Below are 20,639 nucleotides of genomic sequence, written 5' to 3'. Positions count from 1 at the left end.
TGAAAAGAGAGGATGAGGAGAGAGGAACAGCGAAGAACGCTTCCTCCGAAGAGGAAGCGTGAACATTACAGCGGATTCTTCTTGTTACGCATCAGGTTGAGCGTTTCAACGGCAATGGAGAAGAACATCGCAAAGTAGATATAGCCTTTCGGCACATGTATAGAGACGCTTTCCAGGATCAGCGTAAAGCCAACAAGGATCAGAAACGACAATGCCAGCATTTTGACCGACGGATGGCGATCAACAAATTCGCCGATCGGCCGCGCAGCAAACATCATTACGCCAACGGCAATCACCACGGCGGCCATCATGATGAACAGATGATCCGACAGGCCCACGGCGGTGATCACGGAATCAAGGCTGAAAATGATATCCAGCAGCATGATTTGCACGATAGCGCCAAGGAAAGAGTGCACATTGGTCTTCAACCCTTCTTCTTCCCCCTCGATCGATTCGTGGATCTCTTTGCTTGCTTTCCAGATCAGGAACAAGCCGCCGAGAAAAAGAATCAAATCGCGGGCGGAAACGTTGTGATCAAACACGCTGAACAGTGGGTGCGTCAGCCTGGTCACCCAAGCAATAGACGCCAGCAGTAACAGGCGCATGATCATTGCCGCTGCAAGCCCAAGGCGACGTGCGTGATTACGTTGTGCAGTGGGAAGTTTGGCGACGACCAGAGAGAGGAAAATAATATTGTCGATCCCGAGAACGATCTCCAGTAGCGTCAATGTTCCGAGCGCCAGCCAGGCGTTGGGGTCGGTTATCCATGCAAATAACATTTAAGCAAAGTCCTGCCAAAAAAAAGAAGCGCTAATTATAAGCGCCAGCGTTGCTGTGGCAAAAATTTAATATCCGGAGAGTAAAAAATGACGAGCCAGCAGGGCACTGGTGAAGTTCTTTTTCAGATAAAAACCGCGGGGTAAGGTGAGGATCCGTTCGCCATGCTCGCCGATCGCTTCGGTGAGTGCTTTGCTGTTGGCCGCCTTCGGGCGTAACTGCATCACTTCGCCGTGACGCGCGGTAATACGGGTGACTCTCCCTAACACGATCAGGTCCATCAACTCTTCCCAGTCGAGACGTAACTGCCGTTCTTCGTCTTCGTTCGGGCTCCAGAGCAGGGGCGAGCCAACCCGGCGTTCTGCCACCGGTATTTCCCGCGATCCTTCGATAGGGATCCATAAGACACGCTTGAGTTTATGGCGAACGTGACTGGTTTCCCACACCACGCCACTGTTGCCGGTCAACGGCGCGACGCAAACAAACGTTGTTTCCAGCGGGCGTCCCTGACTGTCTACAGGGATCGTTTTCAATTCGACGCCCAACGCTGCAAAGTCCTGTTCCGGTTTGCTGCCTGCGCTTGCGCCTAACCACAGCTCGAGCAACACACCCGTCCACCCTTTATCTCGTTTGAGATCGCGGGGAACGGGCAACCCTGCCTTTGCCGCCAGTTCTCCCAGTGAGTAGCCTGCCAGGCGCTGCGCCTGAGCCAGCAACTGAGCTTCTGTTTCCGGAGGTGTTGTCAGTGGAGCTAACGCGGACATGCTAAAAACCTTTTGGTTAAAAAACAGACGGCAGTTTTGCACTGCATCTGTGCAGTTTACCTTTTTCCATGCTGGCTAAGCAATGCGATGATTTATAAGGTAATTTACTTTCATCGATCAGGCGTTGCGCAACAGTGTGATCGGTTTTCCAAATCTGGTCACTGACAATAAACAGGATCTTACACCCTGTTATCCACAGAAAAGTGGGATAACTGGGGAAAAGCCCCACTACTGTTTCAATTTACAGCCTTGACGTGCGACGAAAATCGAATTTCTGCACAAAATGTGCCTAACTTATTGGCATAATCTGTGGATAAAAACGGCTCTGTTCGATCTTTCATCAGCGACAGGATCCGAAGAGTGATGATCATCACACTACGTCCGAGGAAAAGGTTGATAAACACTGTAACTCAATGAATTACTGTATTTTATTTTTACAGGTCCATCACGAGTTATTCAGACTGTTCCGGGTTTTCCCTGGGTAATTCCACACTTCTTCACAACTCTATCCACAGAAAAGGTGAATAAAACCCGTTGGCGGAGGCGAGCGCTGTTTATAACTCTGACGATAACTGTGAGTTATTCAATTGTTATCCGTCCGTGTCCCTGTAATAGAGTGGTTTACCGTTATGCACGAGTGTGAAACAATCGCTTCATTCAGATTTATTTTGAGGTAGTCCGGTGATTGATGACGATGGCTACCGCCCAAATGTTGGAATCGTAATCTGTAACCGCCAGGGCCAGGTGATGTGGGCCAGGCGCTTTGGACAACATTCATGGCAATTCCCCCAGGGGGGGATCAACCCTGGAGAATCCCCGGAACAGGCAATGTACCGGGAACTGTTCGAGGAAGTGGGCTTAAGTCGTAAAGATGTTCGTATCCTTGCTTCTACCCGTAACTGGTTGCGTTACAAGTTGCCGAAACGTTTGGTGCGTTGGGACACAAAGCCGGTATGTATCGGCCAGAAACAAAAGTGGTTTCTTCTGCAATTGGTCGGTAACGATGCCGACATCAATATGCAAGCCAGTAGTACGCCTGAATTTGATGGCTGGCGCTGGGTAAGCTATTGGTATCCTGTTCGTCAGGTAGTGTCGTTTAAACGCGACGTCTACCGGCGGGTGATGAAAGAATTCGCAAGCGCGGTCATGCTGCTTCAGGAAACGCCTCCTAAGCCGCAGAATGCGCCTGCATGGCGACGTAAACGAGGTTAAGCCACCCACATCATGCTCACCCGACTGCGAGAAATAGTTGAGAAAGTCGCCAGCGCGCCGCGCCTTAACGAAGCGCTGGAAATACTGGTTACCGACGTTTGCCTGGCGATGGAAACCGAGGTGTGCTCGGTCTATCTCGCAGATCACGACAGACGTTGCTTTTACCTGATGGCGACGCGCGGTTTGAAAAAACCGCGTGGTCGTACTGTCACACTCGCATTTGATCAAGGAATTGTCGGTCTGGTCGGCAGGCTGGCGGAACCTATCAACCTTGCCGATGCGCAGAAACACCCCAGCTTTAAATATATTCCCGCTGTGAAAGAGGAGCGTTTTCGCGCCTTTCTTGGTGTACCTATTATTCAGCGCCGTCAGTTGCTTGGTGTACTGGTGGTTCAGCAGCGTGAGCTGCGCCAGTACGATGAAAGTGAAGAGTCCTTTCTGGTGACGCTCGCCACGCAGGTGGCGGCAATTCTCTCCCAGTCCCAATTAAACGCGTTGTTTGGTCAATATCGCCAGACGCGCATTCGTGCGCTCCCTGCCTCTCCTGGTGTGGCAATCGCCGAAGGGTGGGTAGATGAAACGTTGCCGCTGATGGAGCAGGTCTATCAGGCCTCAACGCTGGACACTACCCTCGAAAGGGAAAGGCTGACTGCTGCGCTTGAAGAAGCCGCTAACGAGTTCCGTCGTTATAGCAAACGTTTCTCCGCTGGTGCGCAGAAAGAAACGGCGGCGATTTTCGACCTCTACTCGCACTTGCTTTCCGATGCGCGTCTGCGCCGCGAACTGTTTGAGGAAGTCGACCGGGGCGTGGTCGCGGAGTGGGCGGTGAAAACGGTGATTGAACGTTTCGCTGAGCAGTTTGCTGCACTTACCGACGGCTACCTGAAAGAGCGCTCGGGAGATTTACGCACCCTGGGGCAGCGACTGCTGTTCCATCTTGATGATTCAATTTCCGGGCCGAATAGCTGGCCGGAACGCTTCATTCTTGTGGCGGATGAACTGTCCGCTACGACGCTTGCTGAGTTGCCGCACGACCGGCTTGTCGGGGTGGTAGTGCGCGATGGCGCTGCCAACTCGCATGCGGCGATCATGGTGCGCGCGCTGGGCATTCCGACGGTCATGGGGGCCGATATTCAGCCTTCGTTGCTGCAACGTCGCACGCTGGTGGTGGATGGCTACCGTGGTGAATTGCTGGTGGATCCTGAACCGGTACTGTTGCAGGAATATCAGCGGCTTATCACGGAAGAGAACGAATTAAGCCGTCTGGCCGAAGATGATGTGAACCTTGCCGCCCAGCTAAAAAGCGGCGAGCGGGTAAAAGTGATGCTCAATGCGGGGTTAAGCCCGGAGCATGAAGAGAAGCTCGGTAGCCGCATCGACGGTATCGGGCTGTATCGCACCGAAATACCGTTTATGCTGCAAAGCGGTTTTCCTTCGGAAGAGGAGCAGGTGGCGCAATACCAGGGCATGTTGCAGATGTTCAACGATAAGCCCGTTACGTTGCGTACACTGGATATTGGTGCCGACAAACAACTTCCTTACATGCCGATCAGCGAAGAGAACCCGTGTCTGGGCTGGCGCGGCATCCGTATTACGCTCGACCAACCGGAAATTTTCCTGGTGCAGGTGCGGGCGATGTTGCGTGCCAATGCGGCAACCGGCAACCTCAGTATTCTGCTACCAATGGTTACCAGTATTGACGAAGTGGATGAAGCAAGGCGGTTGATTGAGCGCGCGGGGCGCGAAGTGGAAGAGATGATCGGCTACGCCATTCCCAAACCGCGTATTGGCGTGATGCTTGAAGTCCCGTCGATGGTATTTATGTTGTCTCACCTGGCGACCCGCGTCGATTTTATCTCGGTGGGGACGAACGATCTGACGCAGTACATTCTGGCTGTCGATCGCAACAATACCCGCGTGGCAAATATGTACGACAGCCTGCACCCGGCGGTGCTGCGTGCGCTGGCGATGGTGGCAGATGAGGCTGAACGTTTAGGTATTGATATCCGCTTGTGCGGTGAAATGGCTGGCGATCCCATGTGTGTTGCGGTGCTGATTGGCCTGGGGTATCGCCATTTGTCGATGAACGGGCGCTCTGTGGCGCGTATCAAATACCTGCTGCGCCGCATCGATTGTGAAGAGGCACAGACGTTGGCAAGGCGCGCTCTGGAGGCGCAACTGGCGACAGAAGTCCGCCATCAGATTGCGGCCTTTATGGAGCGACGCGGCCTGGGCGGGTTGATTCGCGGCGGTATTTAATCACCTGATTGTTAATTAGGTGTGGCCCGAATAAGCGTTAGCGTTATGCGGCGGTGGAGGCGCTGCCAGGCAGTGCTCTGCTGGCAGGCCTTATACATATCTTTTACACTTCACCGCCACCCGCGCCTTCGCCTTATGTTATGATTCGCAGCTTTGGAGCGGCCGCCGGTTGCGGTCTCGCGTGTGAACCGCTGGGCTTTTCGGGCGGAATAACAACAAGTTGTGGTGACACATGAACAGTGGCTATCTGCATTTTCCGGACTTTGATCCGGTGATTTTTTCCATTGGGCCGGTTTCCCTCCACTGGTACGGCTTGATGTATCTGGTGGGCTTCGTTTTTGCTATGTGGCTGGCTACGCGCAGGGCAAACCGTCCGGGCAGTGGCTGGACGAAAAACGAAGTTGAGAACCTGCTCTACGCGGGTTTTCTTGGCGTATTCCTCGGTGGCCGTCTCGGCTATGTTCTGTTCTACAATTTCCCGCTGTTCCTTAACGATCCGCTTTACCTTTTCCGCGTATGGGATGGGGGCATGTCCTTCCACGGTGGTTTGATTGGCGTGATCGTGGTGATGATTATTTTTGCCAAACGTTCCGGGCGTACGTTCTTCCAGGTCTCTGACTTTATTGCGCCGCTGATCCCCTTCGGTCTGGGCGCGGGTCGCTTAGGCAACTTTATTAATGGTGAGCTATGGGGCCGCGTTGATCCGAGTTTCCCTTTCACCATGCTATTCCCCGGTTCGCGCGCGGAAGACATGGCGCTGCTGCCGTCACATCCCGAATGGCAATCCATCTTTGATACCTACGGTATGTTGCCGCGCCATATGTCGCAGTTGTACGAACTGGCGCTGGAAGGCATCGTGCTGTTTATTATCCTCAACCTGTTTATCCGTAAACCTCGCCCGACCGGCTCAGTCTCCGGCCTGTTCCTGATTGGCTATGGTGCGTTCCGTATTATCGTTGAGTTCTTCCGCCAGCCGGATGCGCAATTTACCGGTGCATGGGTACAATACATCAGCATGGGGCAGATCCTGTCCATTCCGATGATCGTCGCGGGCCTCATTATGATGATTTGGGCTTACCGTCGTCCGCAGCAACAAGTTTCCTGAGGAACCATGAAACAGTATTTAGAATTGATGCAAAAGGTGCTGAATGAAGGCACTCCGAAAAACGACCGCACCGGGACAGGCACGTTCTCTATTTTTGGCCATCAGATGCGCTTTAACCTGCAGGATGGCTTCCCGCTGGTGACCACCAAGCGCTGCCATTTGCGTTCAATTATTCATGAGCTGCTGTGGTTTCTGCAGGGTGATACCAATATTGCCTATTTACATGAAAACAATGTCTCCATCTGGGACGAGTGGGCTGATGAGCAGGGCAATCTTGGCCCGGTATATGGCAAACAGTGGCGCGCATGGCCAACGCCAGATGGTCGCCATATTGACCAGATCACCACTGTCCTCAATCAACTGAAAAACGACCCGGACTCGCGCCGCATTATCGTTTCCGCGTGGAACGTCGGCGAACTGGATAAAATGGCGCTGGCCCCATGCCACGCTTTCTTCCAGTTCTATGTGGCAGATGGCAAGCTCTCCTGTCAGCTCTATCAGCGCTCCTGCGACATTTTCCTCGGCCTGCCGTTCAATATCGCCAGCTATGCGCTGCTGGTGCATATGATGGCTCAGCAGTGCGACCTGGAGCCGGGGGATTTTGTCTGGACCGGTGGCGATACCCACTTGTACAGTAACCATCTGGAACAGACCCGGCTGCAACTGAGCCGTGAACCTCGCGCTTTGCCGAAACTGGTTATCAAACGTAAGCCCGCATCGCTGTTCGATTACCGCTTCGACGATTTCGAGATTGAAGGCTACGATCCCCATCCCGGGATCAAAGCGCCGGTCGCTATCTGATCGTATTCAACATGACACAACCGGTGCGGTGATGCGCCGGTTTTTTTTGCCCAAAAACTGCATTTTCGGTGTCGCTTCCGGCTAATTTGCAACGCCTTGCAACAACGAATCTTTCCTTCGTAGCACCTCGTAAAAGCCATTTTCCTTGCTCGCAACCTGGTCTCGTGCATCGCAGACTTTCGCCATGAAACGTGAACATGGCTTTACCCTGATGGAAACCCTTGTGGCGATAGGGCTGATCGTTATCCTCTGCGGAACGGGGCTCTCCGGCTGGCAGCGCTGGCAGGCACAGCAACGATTGTGGCAAACCGCATTGCAGGCGCGTCATTTTCTGGAACGCTTACGCGATGATGCGAACGGACTAAACCGCTCGCAGCGCGTTTATGGCGTGCATGAAGGGGGACGCTGGTGTCTGGCAAACACACCCGTACAGACCTGCGAGGCCGCAGGATCTTTTGTGTTGACCCCTGACTGGCCGGAAGTAGCCTTAGTGGAGGTCACGCCTTCATTGGGTTTTTATGGTCTGCGCAATAGCGCGTGGCCGGGGCATATTCACCTGCGCAGTCACGCCGGGGAGTGGCGAATTGTGATATCCGCCTGGGGAAGGATCAGAATGTGCCAACAAGCCGTGGAGTCACTATGTTAAGCCGGACACGAGGATTTTCTTTGCTGGAGACATTGCTGGCGATGGCGATAAGCAGCGTGCTACTGCTCGCTTCGGCGCGTTTTTTACCGGCGTTGCAAACGGGCGTGCTACAGCACTACCGCATGCAAACGGCTGAGAATGAACTGTGGCTGCGTACGTGGACTGTGGCGAAACATGTGCAACGCGCAGGATATTGCAACGGGCGTTGTAGCGGTGAACCTCTGTTGATTCGCAATGCCGGGGAGTGTGTGATTGTGCAATGGGATGCGAACAGTAATGGACGCTGGGAGCCGTCAGGGCATAGCGAATCGGAGCAGACCGGGTTTCGTCTGCAAAAAGGTGCACTGGAAACGCTACGTGGCGCAACCACTTGTACAGGACGCGGTTGGGAAAAGACCACCGATCCGGCTCAGATGACGGTACAGCGATTTAACGTTGCGCTACGTCGTACAGCGGGTTTTGCTCCCATCATCACAGTGACGCTGGCGGCGCGTGTGTCCGGACAACACGGGCGAGAGATGGTCGCCGCTCTCGACGTGATGGGGTACAACTTATGAACCGTCAACGCGGGATGTCATCGTTGGCGCTGGTCCTGTTATTACTGTTGCTGGGCAGCCTGATGCTAAATGGCCTGAACCAACAGTTAACCAGTCATATCTGGCAGGTCAACCATGAAAGCAAAATGTTGCGCCGCCTTGCACAGAGCCATTCGGCAATGGAATGGGCGCGGGTTCAACCCTGGACAACGACGCCTGCGTTGCAGTGTTTCGGGCAGGTTGAGCGGCAATGGCGAGCTTGTTTGCGTATTTTTGCTGATGAGACAGCATTATTGATTGCGGCGTATGACGAGGTGCAATTGTGGCGACGCGGGCAGGTGAGCCAGCAACGCGTGATTTTTTCGCCACATGGCTGGAGTGATTTTTGCCCGTTAAAGGAGTCTGCGCAATGCCAGCTCCCGTAAATAAGCAGGCAGGCTTTAGCCTGACGGAAGTGCTGCTGTCCATGGTATTAATGGTGATGGTGGTCACTGCCCTTGGCGGTTATCATCGTGCTCTGGCGTCGGGCTTTGCCAGCGCCAGTCAGTGGCGGCAGCTATGGCGTTGCGCGTGGCAGCAGGCGCAACCAACACCGCCGCCGTTGCCTCCTGGTTGGCGGGTCCAGCGACTGCAGACAACGGCAGAGGGATGTGTCAGCATCCAGGTTACCGTCATCTCGCCAGGGGGCAGGCAGGGACAAATGACACGGTTATTTTGCCCACTTAGTCAGTAGTCAGGAGCGTTTATGTTAAGGGTTTATCACTCCAATCGTCTGGATGTGCTGGAAGCATTGATGGAGTTTATTGTTGAGCGCGATCCGCTTGACGATCCCTTTGAGCCTGAGGTCGTCCTGGTGCAGAGCACCGGTATGGCGCAATGGCTGCAAATGACGCTGGCGCAGAAATTTGGCATTGCCGCCAATATCACGTTTCCTCTTCCGGCGAGCTTTATCTGGGACATGTTCGTCAGTGTGCTGGACGATATTCCGAAAGAGAGTGCGTTTAACAAACAAAGTATGAGCTGGAAACTGATGTCGCTGCTGCCAGGCATGTTGCAGCGCGAAGAGTTCGCGATGCTGCATCATTACCTGAGTGACGATGATGATAAGCGAAAGCTCTTTCAGCTCTCTTCCCGTGTGGCGGATCTCTATGACCAATACCTTGTTTACCGCCCGGAGTGGCTAACTCGCTGGGAGGCGGGGCAGAGCGTAGATGGTCTGGATGAGGCGCAACGCTGGCAAGCACCGTTATGGCGTGCGTTGGTGGAGCACACTGCCGCTCTCGGTCAGCCACACTGGCATCGCGCTAATCTGTATCAACGTTTTATCGATAAACTCGAATCAGCCCAGGCGCGTCCCGCAGGACTTCCCTCCCGGGTTTTTATTTGTGGGATTTCCGCTCTGCCGCCGGTTTACCTGCAAGCATTACAGGCATTGGGTAAGCATATCGATGTTCACCTGCTATTCACTAACCCTTGTCGCTACTACTGGGGCGACATCAAAGATCCCGCATTTTTGGCGAAACTTATCACCCGCCAGCGTCGACATCACCGGGAAGCCCGGCAGTTTCCGCTGTTTCGGGATTCGCAAACTGCCGGCAGTTTATTCAACGACGAGGGAGAACAGGATGTCAGTAACCCGCTGCTTGGCTCATGGGGCAAACTGGGTCGTGACAATATCTTTTTGTTGGCGGGAATGGAACGCTACGAGGAACTGGATGCGTTTGTCGATATAACGCCTGGTACACTGCTACAAAATATTAAATACGACATTCTTGAATTAAAAAACGCCGCTGTAGCCGGGGTGACCGCAGAAGAGTTTTCCCGCAGCGATAAAAAACGCAGGCTACAACCGGGCGATCGTAGCGTTACGGTACATGTCTGTCACAGCCCACAGCGGGAAGTTGAGATCTTGCACGATCGTTTACTGGCGATGCTGGACGCCGATCCCGATCTGACCCCGCGCGATATCGTGGTGATGGTGGCGGATATTGATAGCTACAGTCCTTATATTCAGTCGGTGTTTGGCAGCGCCAGCGGTGAACGCTATGTGCCTTATGCCATTTCCGACCGTCGCGCCCGCCAGGCGCACCCGGCGTTGCAGGCGTTTATTAGCCTGCTGTCGTTGCCAGACAGCCGTTTCGTGTCAGAAGATGTGCTGGCGTTGTTGGATGTGCCGGTACTGGCTGCACGTTTCAACATCAACGAAGAGGGGCTGCGCTATTTGCGCCTGTGGGTAAACGAGTCGGGCATTCGCTGGGGGATGGATGACGATAATGTGCGCGAACTGGCGTTGCCGCCAACCGGTCAGCACACCTGGCAGTTTGGTCTCACGCGTATGCTTCTGGGTTACGCCATGGAGAGTCGTCAAGGCGAGTGGCAGTCTGTTCTGCCTTACGATGAATCCAGCGGGCTGATCGCAGAACTGGTGGGTCACCTGGCGTCACTGCTGATGCAACTGAATATCTGGCGCCGTGGGCTTGCGCAGGAACGCCCGCTGGAGGAGTGGTTGCCGGTTTGCCGTGAAATGCTGAACGATTTTTTCTTGCCGGATCCGGACACCGAAGCGGCGCTTGCGCTGATCGAACAGCAGTGGCAGGAGATCATCGCCAAGGGCGTGGGAGCAAACTACGGTGAAGCAATCCCCCTTTCTTTGTTGCGTGATGAACTGGCGCAGCGCCTGGATCAGGAGCGTATCAGTCAGCGTTTTCTTGCAGGACCAGTTAATATCTGCACTCTGATGCCGATGCGTTCGATCCCTTTTAAGGTGGTCTGCTTACTGGGGATGAACGATGGCGTTTATCCGCGAACGCTGCCGCCGCTGGGGTTTGATTTAATGAGTCAGAAACCCCAGCGTGGCGATCGTAGTCGTCGTGATGATGACCGCTATCTGTTCCTTGAAGCGCTGATTTCCGCACAACAGCAGCTCTATATCAGCTATATCGGTCGTGCCATTCAGGATAACAAAGAACGTTTCCCTTCGGTGCTGGTGCAGGAACTGGTGGACTACATCGGTCAAAGTCACTATCTGCCCGGTGATGAGGCCGCGAACTGCGATGAGAGTGAAGCGCGGGTGAAGGCGCATATCACTCATCTGCATACCCGTATGCCGTTCGACCCCGCGAATTATGTTGCTGATGAGTGGCAGAGCTATGCACGCGACTGGTTGCCGGCCGCAAACCAGCAGGGCGAAACACATCCTGCTTTTATTCAGCCGCTGGCACCACTACCGCTGCAGACGCTGGCCTTTGACCAGCTTCAGCGTTTCTGGGCGCACCCGGTACGCGCTTTTTTCCAGATGCGGTTACAGGTTAACTTCCGCCCGGAAGAGAGTGAAATTCCGGATGCGGAACCTTTTGTGCTGGATGGGCTAAGCCGTTATCAACTGAATAATGAACTGCTTAACGCGCTGGTTGAACAGCAGGATGCGGAAAAATTGTTCCGGCGTTACCGGGCAGCGGGTGCACTGCCTTATGGCGCCTTTGGCGAGATCTTCTGGGAGACGCAATGCCAGGAGATGCAGGCACTGGCCAGCCGTGTCAGCGAGTTGCGCCAGCCTGCCGATAGCCTCGAAATCGACTTACATTGTGCCGGTGTACATTTAACCGGCTGGTTGCCGCGCGTACAGGCAGATGGCCTGCTACGCTGGCGGCCCTCGCTATTGAGCGTTTCTCAAGGGGTGCAACTTTGGCTGGAGCATCTTGTCTACTGTGCCAGCGGGGGAACCGGCGAGAGCCGACTGTTTGTGCGCAAAGATGGCGAGTGGCGCTTCCCGCCCCTGGAGCCTGACCATGCAATGCATTATCTGGCCCTGATGATTGACGGATACCGGGAAGGCATGGCAAAACCGTTATTACTGCTGCCGGAAAGCGGCGGTGCATGGATAAAAGTCTGTTATGACGCGGCAAATGATGCCATGGTAATGGATGACGAAACGTTACAAAAAGCGCAGGGCAAATTTCTGCAGGCGTACGAAGGCAATATGATGGTTCGCGGCGAAGGCGATGATCTCTGGTATCAGCGTCTGTGGCGCACCCTTGAACCTGAATATTATGCAGAAATCACTGAACAGGCGCAGCGTTTCCTGTTACCGCTTTATCGGCATAATCAGTCTGGTTGATTGTATAAAAATTGCGCAACATGAAGGCTTCTATTATTATGCGCGACGATCACGGACTGATATAACAAGAGTGCTGGCACAGTCAGCACATGTTTTACCCGGCGATATCCGCAGCTCCTGGTATCTCCGGGATCGTTAATGATGAGGTTCGTGAATGCCCTGCAGCACCTGGTTAAAAGCTTTCGTACTGTTTTTTGCCCTCTGGGCGCCATTCAGTCAGGCAGATAATGGTTGGCAACCTGTTCAGGAAACTATCCGTAAGAGCGACAAAGATACCCGAGAGTATCAGGCCATTCGCCTTGATAACGGTATGGTCGTGTTGCTGGTGTCCGATCCTCAGGCGGTGAAGTCGCTCTCTGCGCTGGTCGTGCCGGTGGGTTCGCTGGAAGATCCCGATACCCATCCTGGTCTTGCTCACTATCTTGAGCATATGACGCTGATGGGGTCGAAAAAATACCCGCAGCCGGACAGTCTCGCCGAATTCCTCAAATTGCACGGCGGCAGTCATAACGCCAGTACGGCTCCTTATCGCACGGCGTACTACCTGGAAGTGGAAAATAATGCGCTGGAAGGTGCCGTTGACCGTCTGGCGGATGCCATTGCCGAACCGATGCTGGACAAAAAATACGCGGAGCGCGAGCGTAATGCCGTGAATGCCGAACTGACGATGGCGCGTACCCGCGACGGGATGCGGATGGCGCAGGTGAGCGCAGAAACCATCAACCCGGCTCACCCGGGAGCCCGCTTCTCTGGCGGCAACCTTGAAACCCTCAGTGACAAACCCGGCAGCCCCGTACATGATGCGCTGCTGGCGTTTCGCGATAAATACTACTCCGCCAATCTGATGAAGGCCGTGGTCTACAGTAATCGTCCGCTGGCGGATCTGGCGAAGATCGCCGTAGAAACCTACGGTCGCGTGCCGAATAAAAATATCAGTAAGCCGGAGATTACCACGCCGGTGGTGACCGATGCGCAAAAAGGGATCATCATCCATTATGTCCCGGCGGTGCCGCGCAAAGTTGTGCGCGTCGAGTTCCGTATTGATAACAACACCGCTGCGTTTCGCAGCAAAACGGATGAACTGATCACGTATCTTATCGGCAACCGCAGTCCAGGGACGCTCTCTGACTGGTTGCAGAGCCAGGGGCTGGTGGAAAGCATTCGCGGTGATTCTGACCCGGTGGTCAACGGTAACAGTGGCGTGCTGGCCATTTCCGCCACACTCACTGACAAAGGGCAGGCAAACCGCGATCAGGTGGTGGCGGCGATCTTCAGTTACTTACAACTGCTGCGTGATAAAGGCGTGGATAAGCGCTATTTCGACGAGCTGTCCCATATTCTGGATCTTGATTTTCGCTACCCGTCCATTACCCGCGATATGGATTATGTTGAGTGGCTGGCGGACACCATGATCCGTGTCCCGGTCGCGCACACCCTTGATTCGGTGAATATTGCTGACCAGTTCGATGCGAAAGCGGTGCAGGCGCGCCTTGATGAAATGACGCCGCAAAACGCCCGCATCTGGTACATCAGCCCGGACGAACCCCACGATAAGACCGCCTATTTCGTTGAGGCGCCCTATCAGGTGAATAAAATCACCCCGCAAACCTTCGCTGACTGGCAACAACGTGCCAGTGCGATAGCGTTGAAATTTCCGGAGCTGAATCCCTATATTCCCGATGACTTCTCGTTGATCAAACCTGAGAAGCAGTATGCGCATCCGGAACTGATTGTCGATGAGCCCACGTTACGCGTGGTGTATATGCCAAGCCATTATTTCGCCAGCGAGCCGAAGGCTGATGTCAGCGTCGTGCTGCGCAACCCGCAAGCCATGGATAGCGCGAAAAATCAGGTGCTGTTTGCACTCAATGACTACCTGGCCGGGCTGGCTCTCGATCAGCTCAGTAATCAGGCGTCGGTCGGCGGTATTAGTTTCTCCACCAATGCTAACAACGGGTTGATGCTGAATGCCAATGGCTACACGCAACGTTTACCTCAGCTCTTCCAGGCGCTGTTAACGGGGTATTTCAGCTATACGCCGACGGAAGAACAACTGGCACAGGCGAAATCCTGGTACACGCAGATGATGGATTCGGCAGAGAAGGGCAAAGCCTTCGATCTGGCGATTATGCCGGTCCAGATGCTCTCACAGGTGCCCTATTTTCAGCGTGAAACCCGTCGTGACCTGCTGCCTTCCATTACCCTGCAGGACATTCTCAACTACCGCGAAACGTTGAAAACCAACGCACGTCCTGAGTTCCTGGTCATCGGTAATCTCGGCGCGCAGCAGGCGAAAGATCTGGCTCATAACGTGCAGAAACAGCTCGGCGCAAAAGGCACGGAATGGTGTCGTAATAAAGACGTGCTGGTGGATAAACAGCAGAATGTAAGCTTTGAAAAAGCGGGTAACAGCACTGACTCCGCACTCGCGGCTGTATTTGTTCCTCCTGGTTTCGATGAATACAGCAGTTCTGCATATAGCACGATGCTGGGGCAGATTGTCCAGCCGTGGTTCTATAACCAACTTCGTACTGAAGAACAACTGGGTTATGCGGTTTTCGCCTTCCCGATGAGTGTTGGCCGCCAGTGGGGAATGGGTTTCCTGCTGCAAAGCAACGGTAAACAGCCTGCGTATCTCTGGGATCGCTATAAGGCATTCTTCCCGACGGCGGAAACGCGGCTGCGCGCCATGAAGCCGGAAGAGTTCGCGCAAATTCAGCAGGGTGTGATTGCGCAAATTGAACAAGCGCCGCAGACGTTAGGTGAAGAGGCTTCCAAACTGAGCAAAGATTTCGATCGCGGCAATATGCGTTTCGATTCACGTGATAAAGTAGTGGCCCAGATAAAACAGCTGACGCCGCAAAAACTTGCCGACTTCTTCCATCAGGCGGTGGTTGAGCCGCAAGGTATGGCGATTTTGTCGCAGATCTCCGGTAGCCAGAGCGGGAAAGCCGAATACGCCCGACCGCAGGGCTGGAAGGTCTGGGACAGCGTCAGCGCGTTGCAGCAATCCTTACCCATGATGGTCGAGAAAGATGAATGAAGCCACCGCTGAGCCCCTTGATCCCCTGCGCTTGCCGCTTACTGGCGAGCGCCTGATTGAAGCCTCGGCGGGAACCGGTAAAACCTTCACCATTGCCGCGCTTTACCTGCGGCTGTTATTAGGGCTGGGCGGCAGTGCCGCCTTCCCGCGTCCGCTTAGCGTTGAAGAACTGCTGGTGGTGACATTCACCGAAGCGGCCACAGAAGAGCTGCGTGGTCGCATTCGCAGCAATATTCACGAGCTGCGCATTGCCTGCCTGCGGGAATCCACCGACAACCCTCTGTATGCCCGTTTGCTGGATGAGATCGACGATAAACAGCAGGCGGCGCAATGGCTGCTACTGGCTGAACGCCAGATGGACGAAGCGGCTGTCTTCACTATCCATGGTTTTTGCCAGCGGATGCTGAGCTTGAATGCTTTTGAATCCGGCATGTTGTTTGAGCAGCAACTGGTGGAAGACGAGTCACTGTTGCGCTATCAGGCCTGTGCGGATTTTTGGCGACGCCATTGCTACCCGTTGCCGCGCGACATTGCCCAGGCAATCCACGCGGTGTGGCAAGGCCCTCAGGACCTGCTGAAGTCGATTGATCGTTATCTGCAAGGCGAAGCACCGCAAATCAAAGTTCTGCCAGCTGCAGATGAAACGCTGGCCTCTCGCCATCAGAAAATCATTGCGCAAATCGAAGCCGTAAAGCGCCAGTGGAATGCCGCGTTGGATGAGCTGGATCCGCTGCTCGAAAACTCCGGCATCGACAGGCGTAAGTTCAACCGTGGCAACCAGGCGAAATGGACAGAGAAGATCACCGCCTGGGCGCAGGAAGAGACAACAAGTTATCTGCTACCGGACGCACTGGAAAAGTTTGCCCAGTCGTTTCTGGCCCAGCGTACCAAAGCCGGTGGCGTGGTGCCGGAGCATGCTCTGTTTGTCGCCATTGACGATCTCCTGGCACAGCCTCTGACGCTTAACGATTTGGTGCTGGTCTCCGCTATGCGTGAAATTCGTGAAACGGTAGCCAAAGAGAAGCGCCGTCGCGGCGAGTTGGGTTTTGACGATATGCTGAGTCGGCTGGATAGCGCGCTGCAAAGCCCGAACGGTGAAGCGCTGGCCGCCGCTATTCGCAACCGCTTCCCGGTGGCGATGATTGATGAATTCCAGGATACCGACCCGCAACAGTATCGTATTTTCAGCCGTATCTGGCTGGGGCAACCAGCGTGTGGTTTGCTGCTGATTGGCGATCCGAAACAGGCGATTTACGCATTTCGCGGGGCGGATATTTTCACCTATATGAAAGCGCGGGACGAAGTGAGCGCCCGCTATACGCTGGATACTAACTGGCGCTCGGCGCCGGGGATGGTAGCCAGCGTTAACCGGCTGTTCAGCCAGATGGATGATGCTTTTATGTTCCGGCAGATCCCCTTTTTGCCGGTCAAATCCGCCGCTAAAAATGCGTCTCTGCGTTTTACGCTTCGGGGCGAAACGCAGCCCGCGATGAAGCTGTGGCTGATGGAGGGTGACGGCGTCGGCGTTGGGGATTACCAAAGCTTTATGGCGCAACTGTGCGCAACGCAGATCCGTGACTGGTTAAGCGCCGGACAGCAGGGGGAGGCGCTGTTGCAGCAAGGGGAAAAAGCCCGTCCGGTCAAAGCCTCGGATATTACAGTGTTGGTGCGCAGCCGCCACGAAGCGTCATTGATCCGCGATGCGCTAACGCTGCTGAATATTCCTTCTGTTTACCTTTCCAACCGCGACAGCGTGTTTGAAACACCTGAAGCACAGGAGCTGTTGTGGCTGTTGCAGGCGGTGTTGGCGCCGGAGCGTGAAAGTACGCTCCGCAGCGCGCTGGCAACATCGATGCTGGGACTGACGGCGCAGGACATTGAAGCGCTGAATCTCGATGAGCTGGCGTGGGATGCGGTAGTGGAAGAGTTTTCCCGCTATCGGGAGCTGTGGCAAAAACGGGGTGTCATGCCGATGCTACGCACCCTGATGAGCGCACGCCATGTCGCGGAAAACTTGCTGGCGACGCCAGGCGGCGAGCGCCGTTTGACCGACATTTTGCACATGAGTGAACTGCTACAGGAAGCGGGGACGCAACTGGAGAGTGAGCACGCGCTTACGCGCTGGTTAACGCAACGCATAGCCGAGCCAAACACCAACGCCGCCAGCGAGCAACTCCGTCTGGAGAGCGATAAACATCTGGTGCAAATTGTCACGATCCATAAATCGAAAGGCCTGGAATATTCCCTGGTATGGCTGCCATTTATTGCGAATTTCCGTGTGCAGGATCAGGGGTTTTATCACGATCGCGACGCTTTTCAGGCTGTGCTTGACCTTAGCCATGCTGATGACAGCGTTGCGCTGGCAGAGGAAGAACGGCTGGCGGAAGATCTGCGGTTACTGTATGTCGCACTGACGCGTTCCATATGGCATTGCAGCCTTGGCATTGCGCCGCTGTTCCGTCGGCGTGGCGAGAAAGCCGGGGCGTCGGATTTCCACTTAAGCGCACTTGGCCGGTTACTGCAAAAAGGCGAGGCGCTGGATGCCACCGCGCTGCAAAGCGCATTGCAGCAACTGTGCAATGACGATATTGCCGTCTGTGTGCCGCAAACGCCGGACGGTGAACCCTGGCAGATGCCGCAGGTGCGACCACCCGCATTGAGTGCGCGTGACATGCAGCGGCGTATTGCCGATGACTGGCGCGTTACCAGCTACTCCGGGTTACAGCAGCGTGCTCACGGCATCGCTCTGGATTTACTGCCGCGTCTGGATATGGATGCAGCCGGAGAGCGGGAGCCACAAGCAGAGCCGATGTTAACACCGCACCAGTTTCCTCGTGGCGCTTCGCCGGGAACGTTTTTGCACAGTCTGTTTGAAGAGATGGATTTTACCCAACCGGTTTCTGCGCCGTGGGTAACGGAAAAATTGCTTACGGGCGGCTATGAAGAGCACTGGCAACCGGTATTCAGCGACTGGCTGGAGACGGTATTGCGCGCGCCGTTGGCACAGTCCGGCGTGTGTCTGCGCCAGTTGAGCGGCAAAGATAAACAGGTGGAGATGGAGTTTTATCTCCCCATCAGCGAGACATTAACCGCGCCTGCACTGGATGCATTGATACGCCGCTACGACCCGCTATCGGCAGGCTGCCCGCCGCTTGATTTTCGCGATGTTCGCGGCATGCTGAAAGGCTTTATCGACCTGGTGTTTCGCCATAACGGGCGCTACTACCTGCTGGATTATAAATCTAACTGGCTGGGTGAGAGCGCAGAGGCCTACACGCAAGAGGCGATGGCGGCGGCGATGCAGTCGCATCGTTACGATTTGCAATACCAGCTCTATACGCTCGCACTGCACCGTTATTTGCGCCATCGCATTCCAGGGTATGACTATGAACGCCATTTCGGCGGCGTGATTTATCTCTTTTTACGCGGTGTGGAAGCCCAAAACCCGCAGCAGGGCATTTTTGCTACCCGTCCTGATGGCGCGCTGATTGCGCAAATGGATGCGTTATTTGCCGGGCTGGAGCAGGAGATGACGCCATGAGCATGACGACCTTATTACGTGAAGCGGCGCAGCAGAAGTTGCTGCGTCCGTTGGACGTTCAGTTCGCCCTTACTGTGACCACCGAAGATGAGCCAGCCGTCATGCTGGCGGCTGCACTGCTCAGCCATGAAGCGGGGGAAGGGCATGTCTGCCTGCCGCTGGCGCGTCTTACGCCTGAGGCGTTCGCTCACCCCTCGACGCTATTAGCGCAATTGTTTGAATGCGCCGGGCAACCGGATGACTGGCAGGCAACTCTACTGGCCTCTCCCGCTGTGAGTGAGGGAGATGCCCCCACGCCATTGATCCTCTCCGACGGGCGTCTCTACCTGAACCGAATGTGGTGCAACGAACGGCAGGTCGCTGCATTCTTTGCGCAAGAGAACACGCCCCTGGCGGTTGACGAGGTGCGCCTGACGCAGGCCCTTACATCACTATTTCCGGCTACCGATGACGTCAACTGGCAGAAAGTGGCCGCCGCCGTTGCGTTAACCCGGCGGATTTCGGTGATTTCCGGAGGGCCCGGGACCGGCAAAACCACCACCGTGGCGAAACTGCTTGCTGCGCTGGTGCAGATGGTTGATGGCGACAAGTGTCGTATCCGCCTCGCGGCGCCAACCGGTAAAGCCGCCGCACGATTAACCGAATCGCTGGGTAATGCGCTGCGTCAGCTGTCGTTGAATGAGCAACAAAAAGCGATGCTGCCCGATGAGGCCAGCACACTGCACCGATTATTGGGCGCTCAGCCGGGTAGCCAGCGCATGCGCCATCATGCGGGTAACCCGCTGCATCTGGATGTGCTGGTCGTTGATGAAGCCTCTATGATCGATTTGCCGATGATGTCGCGGTTGATTGAGGCGCTACCGCCGCATGCCCGGGTGATTTTCCTTGGCGATCGCGATCAACTGGCGTCGGTGGAGGCCGGCGCTGTGCTGGGGGATATCTGCGCCTGGGTTAATGCTGGTTACACGGCGGAACGCGCAGCACAATTGACGCGCCTGACCGGCTGTGCGGTACCGGCGGGAGACGGGAGCGCGGCCAGCGCACTGCGTGACAGTTTGTGTCTGCTGCAAAAAAGCTATCGCTTCGGCAGTGATTCCGGCATTGGTCAGCTTGCTGCTGCGGTAAACCGGGGGGATAAATCCGCCACCCGGGACGTGTTCGGGCAGGGGTTTAGCGATATTGAGCGTAAGCCGTTACAGTCGACGGAAGAGTATCAGCAGATGCTGGATGATGCCCTTGCCGGTTATGCCCGTTATCTCTCGCTGGTACACAGCAATGCGGCGCCTGCAGAGGTGATCGCAGCGTTTGGCGAATACCAGTTGCTGTGCGCATTGCGGGAAGGGCCATTCGGCGTAAGCGGCTTGAATGAGCGACTTGAGCAAGCGTTATTACGCCAGCGGCAGATTACGCGATTGCCGCACTCCCGTTGGTATCACGGGCGACCGGTAATGATCGCGCGTAATGACTCATCGCTGGGGCTGTTTAACGGTGACATCGGCATTGCGCTTGAGCAGGGGCAGGGGATCCGCGTCTGGTTTCCGCTGCCGGATGGCACCATTAAATCGGTGCAGCCAGGGCGTTTACCGGAGCACGACACTGCGTGGGCGATGACCGTGCATAAATCGCAGGGATCAGAGTTCGATCACGCCGCGCTGATCCTGCCGCAGCAGATCGTACCGGTAGTGACGCGTGAGCTGGTCTATACCGCGATTACCCGCGCGCGCAAGCGCTTATCGCTGTATGCGGACGAGCGTGTGTTGATGCAGGCCATCACCTCCCGTACGGAGAGGCGCAGCGGCCTGGAGGCGTTATTTCGTCGGATGATGTAACCCCCGCAT

At 55.2% G+C, this 20,639-nt stretch carries 14 protein-coding genes; 12 read left to right on the top strand and 2 right to left on the bottom strand.

What is annotated here, in order from left to right:
• Nucleotides 1-65 precede the first annotated feature (65 nt).
• A complete protein-coding gene (locus tag GA0061071_RS14940; RefSeq protein ID WP_061493321.1) occupies nucleotides 66-779 on the bottom strand; it encodes a TerC family protein in 714 nt (237 codons plus the stop codon).
• Between the two features lie 66 nt (nucleotides 780-845).
• A complete protein-coding gene (gene mutH / locus GA0061071_RS14935; protein WP_061493322.1) occupies nucleotides 846-1,541 on the bottom strand; it encodes a DNA mismatch repair endonuclease MutH in 696 nt (231 codons plus the stop codon).
• Between the two features lie 681 nt (nucleotides 1,542-2,222).
• On the opposite strand from mutH, the gene rppH reads away from it, so the two are divergent.
• The 12 genes from rppH to recD all read left to right on the top strand — a co-directional run bounded on the left by rppH (nucleotide 2,223) and on the right by recD (nucleotide 20,630).
• Entirely contained in the window at nucleotides 2,223-2,753 is a 531-nt protein-coding gene (gene rppH / locus GA0061071_RS14925; RefSeq protein ID WP_061493324.1) for an RNA pyrophosphohydrolase, read from the top strand.
• 12 nt (nucleotides 2,754-2,765) lie between these two features.
• Nucleotides 2,766-5,012 carry a phosphoenolpyruvate--protein phosphotransferase gene (gene ptsP, locus GA0061071_RS14920; RefSeq protein WP_061493325.1) on the top strand — a complete coding sequence of 749 codons (2,247 nt, stop codon included), beginning with the start codon at nucleotides 2,766-2,768 and terminating at the stop codon, nucleotides 5,010-5,012.
• Between the two features lie 232 nt (nucleotides 5,013-5,244).
• Complete coding sequence (lgt, locus tag GA0061071_RS14915) at nucleotides 5,245-6,117, top strand: prolipoprotein diacylglyceryl transferase (RefSeq protein WP_061493326.1); 873 nt, start codon at nucleotides 5,245-5,247, stop codon at nucleotides 6,115-6,117.
• A gap of 6 nt (nucleotides 6,118-6,123) precedes the next feature.
• Nucleotides 6,124-6,918, top strand: a complete 795-nt coding sequence (thyA, locus tag GA0061071_RS14910) for a thymidylate synthase (RefSeq protein WP_088237787.1) — start codon at nucleotides 6,124-6,126, stop codon at nucleotides 6,916-6,918.
• A 184-nt stretch (nucleotides 6,919-7,102) separates the two neighbouring features.
• Nucleotides 7,103-7,564 carry a prepilin peptidase-dependent protein gene (locus tag GA0061071_RS14905; RefSeq protein ID WP_061493328.1) on the top strand — a complete coding sequence of 154 codons (462 nt, stop codon included), beginning with the start codon at nucleotides 7,103-7,105 and terminating at the stop codon, nucleotides 7,562-7,564.
• Nucleotides 7,558-8,121, top strand: coding sequence for a prepilin peptidase-dependent protein (locus GA0061071_RS14900; protein WP_088237788.1), 564 nt, complete (start codon nucleotides 7,558-7,560; stop codon nucleotides 8,119-8,121). The genes GA0061071_RS14905 and GA0061071_RS14900 overlap by 7 nt, the downstream gene beginning before the upstream one ends.
• Nucleotides 8,118-8,525 (top strand): DUF2509 family protein, encoded by a 408-nt coding sequence (locus tag GA0061071_RS14895; protein ID WP_061493330.1) that lies wholly within the window; start codon nucleotides 8,118-8,120, stop codon nucleotides 8,523-8,525. Before GA0061071_RS14900 ends, GA0061071_RS14895 begins: the two co-directional genes overlap by 4 nt.
• Nucleotides 8,510-8,833 carry a prepilin-type N-terminal cleavage/methylation domain-containing protein gene (locus GA0061071_RS14890; protein WP_061493331.1) on the top strand — a complete coding sequence of 108 codons (324 nt, stop codon included), beginning with the start codon at nucleotides 8,510-8,512 and terminating at the stop codon, nucleotides 8,831-8,833. The genes GA0061071_RS14895 and GA0061071_RS14890 overlap by 16 nt, the downstream gene beginning before the upstream one ends.
• 12 nt (nucleotides 8,834-8,845) lie before the next feature.
• Entirely contained in the window at nucleotides 8,846-12,217 is a 3,372-nt protein-coding gene (gene recC / locus GA0061071_RS14885; protein ID WP_061493332.1) for an exodeoxyribonuclease V subunit gamma, read from the top strand.
• Nucleotides 12,218-12,371: 154 nt separating this feature from the next.
• Nucleotides 12,372-15,260 (top strand): pitrilysin, encoded by a 2,889-nt coding sequence (gene ptrA / locus GA0061071_RS14880; RefSeq protein ID WP_088237789.1) that lies wholly within the window; start codon nucleotides 12,372-12,374, stop codon nucleotides 15,258-15,260.
• A complete protein-coding gene (gene recB, locus GA0061071_RS14875; protein WP_088237790.1) occupies nucleotides 15,253-18,801 on the top strand; it encodes an exodeoxyribonuclease V subunit beta in 3,549 nt (1,182 codons plus the stop codon). Before ptrA ends, recB begins: the two co-directional genes overlap by 8 nt.
• Entirely contained in the window at nucleotides 18,798-20,630 is a 1,833-nt protein-coding gene (gene recD, locus GA0061071_RS14870; RefSeq protein WP_088237791.1) for an exodeoxyribonuclease V subunit alpha, read from the top strand. The genes recB and recD overlap by 4 nt, the downstream gene beginning before the upstream one ends.
• Nucleotides 20,631-20,639: the final 9 nt, after the last annotated feature.

Source organism: Kosakonia oryzendophytica (genome assembly GCF_900094925.1).
GTDB lineage: Bacteria > Pseudomonadota > Gammaproteobacteria > Enterobacterales > Enterobacteriaceae > Kosakonia > Kosakonia oryzendophytica.
Note: the sequence above shows the minus strand (reverse complement) of the source record. Positions and strands in the feature narration are given on the sequence as shown.